Below are 5,819 nucleotides of genomic sequence, written 5' to 3'. Positions count from 1 at the left end.
ATTCACGCACCTGGCCCTCCACACGGCCCTTCAATGCAATCCGCATGTGCATACAGACGACAGGGGCGCGTTTCCCCTGCCAAGAAGCGGCTCGTTACCAAACGGTTAAAATCGACGGATAGGAAGGTCCGGACGGCCTTCGCATCTCAGATCAGCGCAAGGCTGCGCACAACAAAATGAGCCGGCTTGGCTCAGCAATCGAAGATCCTGAGGTTTTTGAATGTCGTCCGCGTCGTTGAAGTCTTGGAAATATGCAGCGCTCGGCGCTGCGCTCGTCCCGTTCGCCGCGCAGGCCGGCAGCATTCCAACCACGCCGCCGGTCAATTTCATCAACAGCTCGACCGCGTCGGTCGGCTCGACGATCGTCAACCTGCTCGATTCCTACGCCAATCTGATGCAGTACGATCCCCGACTCGCCCATGGCCCGGGCGTCATGGATCAGAACATCGAGACCGTGATCAGGATGACGCGGAATCGAACCCCGGCGCAGACCCTTGCCGCCATCCACGATGATCGCACGGCGCAGCCCTACAGTGTGCTCAACGGGCTCGGCGCTCTCACCTCCTATTTCATGACGGGGATCGGCTCGTCCACGACCGGCACGGCGCCGGCAAAGCTGACCCCAACCTCTTACGTGATCACCTCGCTGCAGGATTACGCGCCGACCGCGCAAGGTATCAACTACCTCAACGGTGCCACCATCGGCTTTGCGACCTTCGGTGACGGCAGCGCGACACCGCTGGCGGCGGCTGCGAACTTCCTCAACAACACCGTCCGCAATAACGCCTCGACCGAACCGCCAAAGCGCACGTTCGAGCGCTACATGGGCTCGACCGTTCCGGTGACCAATCCGAGCTCCATCACGTCAGGTGTGATCAGCCCGCTCGATGCGCGCTACGGCAATTACAATGCAGCGAGCAACAAGGCCGGCCTCACCATCGCCGACACCGCGCAATTCGTCGTGCCGACCTATTTCAGCAATTTCGCGGTTCCGCGTGCCTACGGCACCACCGTCAACTGGGTGCGCGGCTTCAGCGTGACCCAGGCCATGGTGAGCGCCAATGGCGGCAAGCCGATTACAGTGCCCAATGTCGGCTCCTATGACGCTTCCGGCAATCTCACGCCGACCACGTTCAATGCTGGCGACTATACCCCTGGCATCGGCACGGCGCCGCGGCCGTTCCGGCTCTCGGCCGACGTGAACGTCCCCACTCTGCTCTGGCAGATCGCCAACGGCACCAACCCCTATGGCGACGGCGCCTATATCAGCGGCCACACCAACCTCGCCTATAACCAGGCGCTCGGCCTCGCTTTCCTGGTACCACAGCAATATGAGAGCCTGCTGGTGCGGGCGGCCGATCTCGGCAACAACCGGATCCTCGCCGGCATGCACTCGCCGCTCGACGTCATCGGCGGCCGCATCGAGGCGACCGCGATCGTGGCCACCAACATCTACAACGCGCTCTACGATGCGAACGGCAACCGGGTCGATTGGACCAATCCTGCCAATGCCGCGGCCTACGCGGTCTACCAGGCCTACACCCAGACCCAGAAATATCTGGCGCAGTCTTGCGGCACCAGCAACGTCGAGAAGTGCCTCGACAAGACCGAGTCCAGGGCCGATCACGAACGCGATCGGGCACGGAAAATGTTCGACTACAATCTCGATCCTGACGACACCCGTGGCTACACCTACCGCATGACCTACGGGCTTGCGCTGGCGAGCCATATGCGCACGCCCGAGGTTGTGCCGGTGCAGGCCCAGGTGCTGCTGCTGACGCGTTTCCCCTATATGACGGAGCAGCAGCGCACCGAGCTCCTGCGCGACACCGCGCTGCCAGCGGGCTACGCGCTACTCGACGGCAACACCTGGGATGGCTGGGGCCGCCTCAACCTCTACGCCGCCGTCCACGGCTACGACTCGTTCTTCCGTGCCGTCAAAGCCGCGACCCTGCCGTCATTCGAGACGATGCCGCAGTAACCACGAGCGGGGGCGCGCCTCTGCTTGTTGCGGTCGACTATCGCATCATTCGCGTGCGGTGAGGCTTGGCCTCACCGCGTTGCGCTGTTCCGGGCAGGCTCATCCGAGCACTTCTCGGCAAGACACCGCGGCACGCATTGCGGCCAGCGAGGCCATTTCATCTCGATCCCGCTCAATAGTGATATTTGCATTGAGCAATATCGAGCTGTTGAGTTTCGCCTTTGCCCGTGACGCGATAGACCAATCGATGTTCGCCCGTGATGCGGCGAGACCACCAGCCCTGCAGGGCATGTTTAAGGGGCTCCGGTTTCCCGAGCCCCTTGAACGGATCGCGCTTGATGTCCCTGATCAAGGCGTTGATTGCGTCGAGAACTTTCTCGTCCTCTTTCTGCCACTCAAGATAATCTTGCCAAGCGTCCTCGGTCCAGGCGGTTATCATGCCGCCGCTCAACCTGCTTTCGTCGGCTCAATCAACTCGCGCTCGGTCAATTTGCCTTCGTCGGCCTCCTTGATCGAGCGCAGAAGACGAGCGGCGTTTGCGGGGCTCTTCAGGAGATGGACCGTCTCCATAAGCGCCTCATACTCCTCCTCCGATATCAGCACGACGCTTCGCGCATTTTGGCGCGTGACAACGAGCGGCGCGCGATCGTCGCACACCGCGTCCATATAGGTTGCAAGATTATTACGAAGCTCGCTGTAAGATACGTGAGCCATTCCGCTCTCCCTTCCCCACCTCTATGTACGTCGTACGAATACTTGTACATTGTACAAATCATTGTCAACCGCGACCGAACTATGCGGGCGGCGGATTGGGCGGGCGTCAGGCGTGCAATCGCCTGGCGGTAAGAGCACGAGGCGAACAGAACTCCCCAAACAGATTCGTTCCGTCTGGGGGAACCGCCAAAAAGTAGAGAACTTTCAATGTGCGTGAGCGTCGAATGGCGCTCCCTAGCGGAATCGAACCGCTCTCTCCACCGTGAAAGGGTGGCGTCCTGACCGATAGACGAAGGGAGCAAAACGGCTGGCGCCACGAGCGGAAGGCCCGTGCGGCGTCATCGTTCTCCAGGTTTTTGCGAAACCTTCAGCAAATCAACATCTTAGACGTCGAATTGCGACACCGGTGCAGTTGCAAACGCGATTCCGTCCCGGCGCGGCCGAACGTATAGTGGCCTTTGGCCGGTCGGGCAAGCCGATGTTGGGAAATCCACGTGTCCCGCCCTGCCCGTCCCCGGCTCAGCGAGCGGCAAACAGCGGCGTGATCCCGGCGGTGTCGATATAGACGATCCCGTCCTCGACCTTCACAGGATATTCGGCGAGCGCGCTTTCCTGCGGATGCAACGGCACACCGGTCGAGGCGTCCCAGGTCCAATTGTGAACCGGACAGCTCAGCACCCGACCATCGAACCCTGCTTCCTCCAGCGGCGCGGCGGTATGCGGACAAACGCCCTGGAACGCCTTGAGCTCGGCGTTGTCGGGCCAAGCCAGGATGATGAGCTGGGCGTCGGCGATGACGAGGCGCATGCCGCCTTCATCGATCGTGTCGGCCTTGCAAACGCGGGTGAACATCAAGAGACCTTTCCATCAAGCACGCCGCCTCGTCATCCTAAGCAGATCGCACGCGACAGCGTGAGCCTTGAAAAGCGGCACCCGCTTCGAACGGCCGTCGTCGCGAGCATCGGCGCGGCGCTGGCACCCTTCTTGCTGCCGTGATCACAACAGTCTTCGTCGTGAAGTGCTGGTGTCGGGAGTCCGACACAGCCGTGCGACCCGGACGATGCGGCGACGGAGCAGGTCATGACCGATATGGCGGAGCTGAGACAGCGCAAGGAGCCGCTCAATCTCGCCATCGTCCATGTCGACCCCGACGCCTTCATCGCCAATTTGATGGGCTGGCTGGAGATCACGGCGTTCATCAGGGCGCAGCGCGCCGGCGAGGCTGACATCCCCGCCGATGGCAAGACGCCCGCCCTCTCGGCGGCTCAGCTCAAGGGCGGTGGGGTGCACGAGGTCGGCAATGACGCACTGTTTGCGTTTGCGATGACGGCTGCGCTGAAAGCCGACAAGCCTGCGCTCGACAAGGTCGAAGCGGCGCTGCGCGAGCGCATGGGCAAGGACTTCCCCGGCTCGTTCGCGCTGTGGCATTTCCGGGCCAACATCGACGCGCCAACGACGCTGGATGATTTCGTCGGCCAAGCCGGCAAGAAGCTTCTGCTTGGCGACATTCCGCCACCGCCGCTGCGCGCCAAGGAGAACTGGAGCACGGGCCTGCGCTTCTTCGAGAAGGCGCGCAAATCCAACTTCATCCACGAGATCATGTATCCATTGGCAAAATGGACACGCGCGCGCTGGAGCGAGACGGCGGAGAAAGGCATAGCCTTCCTGCACCACATCGAGGACAACGTGCCGGCGCTGCGCGAGGTGCTGGACGAGCCGCGCAACGACCAGCCGTTCATCGCCAATGTGCTCCTGAGGATGGCGCCCGCGGTCGACATGGAGCTGAACGAGGAATACCAGGGATTTTTGCGCTCGCTGGCCCGACGGAACTGATCAGTGCTCAGCAAAAAGGCCGGCGGGCACTACGCCGCCGACCTTTTGTCGCGACTGCCGGCTCCCGGTCGTCCGGTTCCGTCGCACTTCCAGGATCGGAAGCGTGAGCCTGATTTGGTTAACGAAACGTAAACAGATTGTTCCGGATGAGTACGGATAGGCGCAGGCATCGAGGGCCGCGCCGGCCGCAGCGACGAACCGTGCCGCCTCGCGCGGATCAACTCAACAGGACCGGCCGCGTCTTGTCGCGACCGTCGCGGCGGACTGGGAGTTCCTGACAACCCGATAAACGCACGAAACCTTGCGGGTGCATGTCATAGCCATGCGAGCCGAACGGGCTCTGCTGCGACATGGGAATCTGGATCTGGCCGACCGCACCAACGCCGCTCGTCTCGGCACCTTGGACCTCAAGTCCAGTGTTCGAAGCGGTCATGGCGAACTCCCTGCGAAGGTGCTGCCCCCTTCCCGCACTATAGGCCCAAGCCTCGCCAACGCAATGCAGGGCCGGTTACCGTGCTGCGGTGCGAGCGTCCTCGGCCTCCTGCTCCCAGCGCAGGATGTTTTGCTCAAGGCTGCGGAATTTCTCGTCGCCGGCGCCCTCGAACAGCGGATCTTTCCGGTTGGCCATGCGGGCTTCGATATCGGCCCAATCTTCGGCGGTGAGCGCCTTGGCCGCAGCCGGAAACAGCAGGGCCTCTTCCTTCTTCAGGTGGTCCCGCTGGTTCTTGATGAAGTCCTGTACGGCCAGGTGGAAGGTCTCGCGCAGAAGCTCCTGGTCGGACAGAACGGCATTCACCGCGTCGCCAAACTTGCGCAGCCGCTTGGCCTCGATCGCGTGCTCGGCGTCGATATCGCCATACGCTGCGGCGCCGCGCGGATCCCGGGCGCGCAGCTTCTCGAAGATCATCTCCTCCTTGGGGTGATGACAGCTTTGCGGATAATCTTCGAAATATTGGATGATGCTTTGAAGGATCTCGTAGTCCGGCCGCTGATTGTGGTCGAACAGCTCGAGCTCATGCTCCAGCACGGCCAGCAGCTTCTCAAGATTGTGGTGTTCCTCGCGCAGTGCGTCGATGATCTCGGTCATGGCCAACCTCGCCTGCTCGCGAGCCCGCTTGCAAGATCGGGCAAGATCGGGCCCGCCCGATGGTCCTTTTGAAAGCTAGGCGAGGAGACTGGCCGGGCGCATTGCGCGGGATCAAATCGCCATCGCCAATCACTCCGCTGCGCGCGCCTGCTCGGTCCGTTGCAGACCGAGCCGCTCCCACACATCGACCAGCGCTTCGGCCAG

The 5,819-nt window shown here is 62.1% G+C and carries 7 protein-coding genes and 1 tRNA gene; 2 read left to right on the top strand and 6 right to left on the bottom strand.

Translation table 11 applies throughout. The annotated features are described in order from the left end of the window. Positions 1–220: 220 nt before the first annotated feature. Positions 221–1,981 carry a hypothetical protein gene (locus BRAS3843_RS23115; RefSeq protein WP_008971486.1) on the top strand — a complete coding sequence of 587 codons (1,761 nt, stop codon included), beginning with the start codon at positions 221–223 and terminating at the stop codon, positions 1,979–1,981. 172 nt (positions 1,982–2,153) lie between these two features. Here the strand turns inward: BRAS3843_RS23115 and BRAS3843_RS23110 are convergent, their stop codons facing one another. The 4 genes from BRAS3843_RS23110 to BRAS3843_RS23095 form a co-directional block, all read right to left on the bottom strand. After that, positions 2,154–2,420 (bottom strand): Txe/YoeB family addiction module toxin, encoded by a 267-nt coding sequence (locus tag BRAS3843_RS23110; protein WP_035982523.1) that lies wholly within the window; start codon positions 2,418–2,420, stop codon positions 2,154–2,156. An 8-nt stretch (positions 2,421–2,428) separates the two neighbouring features. Further along, positions 2,429–2,695, bottom strand: coding sequence for a type II toxin-antitoxin system prevent-host-death family antitoxin (locus tag BRAS3843_RS23105; protein WP_008971484.1), 267 nt, complete (start codon positions 2,693–2,695; stop codon positions 2,429–2,431). Positions 2,696–2,920: 225 nt separating this feature from the next. Continuing rightward, positions 2,921–2,995: transfer RNA gene (locus BRAS3843_RS23100), tRNA-Glu, on the bottom strand. A 219-nt stretch (positions 2,996–3,214) separates the two neighbouring features. Continuing rightward, positions 3,215–3,547: a Rieske 2Fe-2S domain-containing protein gene (locus BRAS3843_RS23095; protein WP_008971483.1), complete on the bottom strand. Its 333-nt coding sequence runs from the start codon at positions 3,545–3,547 to the stop codon at positions 3,215–3,217. A gap of 228 nt (positions 3,548–3,775) precedes the next feature. Here BRAS3843_RS23095 and BRAS3843_RS23090 point away from each other — a divergent pair, with 228 nt between their 5' ends. Further along, positions 3,776–4,528 carry a hypothetical protein gene (locus BRAS3843_RS23090; protein ID WP_008971482.1) on the top strand — a complete coding sequence of 251 codons (753 nt, stop codon included), beginning with the start codon at positions 3,776–3,778 and terminating at the stop codon, positions 4,526–4,528. 217 nt (positions 4,529–4,745) lie between these two features. Here BRAS3843_RS23090 and BRAS3843_RS23085 read toward each other — a convergent pair whose 3' ends face one another. Beyond that, a complete protein-coding gene (locus BRAS3843_RS23085; RefSeq protein ID WP_008971481.1) occupies positions 4,746–4,961 on the bottom strand; it encodes a hypothetical protein in 216 nt (71 codons plus the stop codon). 75 nt (positions 4,962–5,036) lie between these two features. Next, positions 5,037–5,615, bottom strand: a complete 579-nt coding sequence (locus BRAS3843_RS23080) for a hemerythrin domain-containing protein (protein WP_008971480.1) — start codon at positions 5,613–5,615, stop codon at positions 5,037–5,039. Between the last annotated feature and the right edge of the window lie 204 nt (positions 5,616–5,819).

This window comes from Bradyrhizobium sp. STM 3843 (assembly GCF_000239815.1).
Classification (GTDB): Bacteria; Pseudomonadota; Alphaproteobacteria; order Rhizobiales; family Xanthobacteraceae; genus Bradyrhizobium.
The sequence above is the reverse complement of the archived record's forward strand: the minus strand, read 5'-3'. Positions and strand labels throughout refer to the sequence as shown.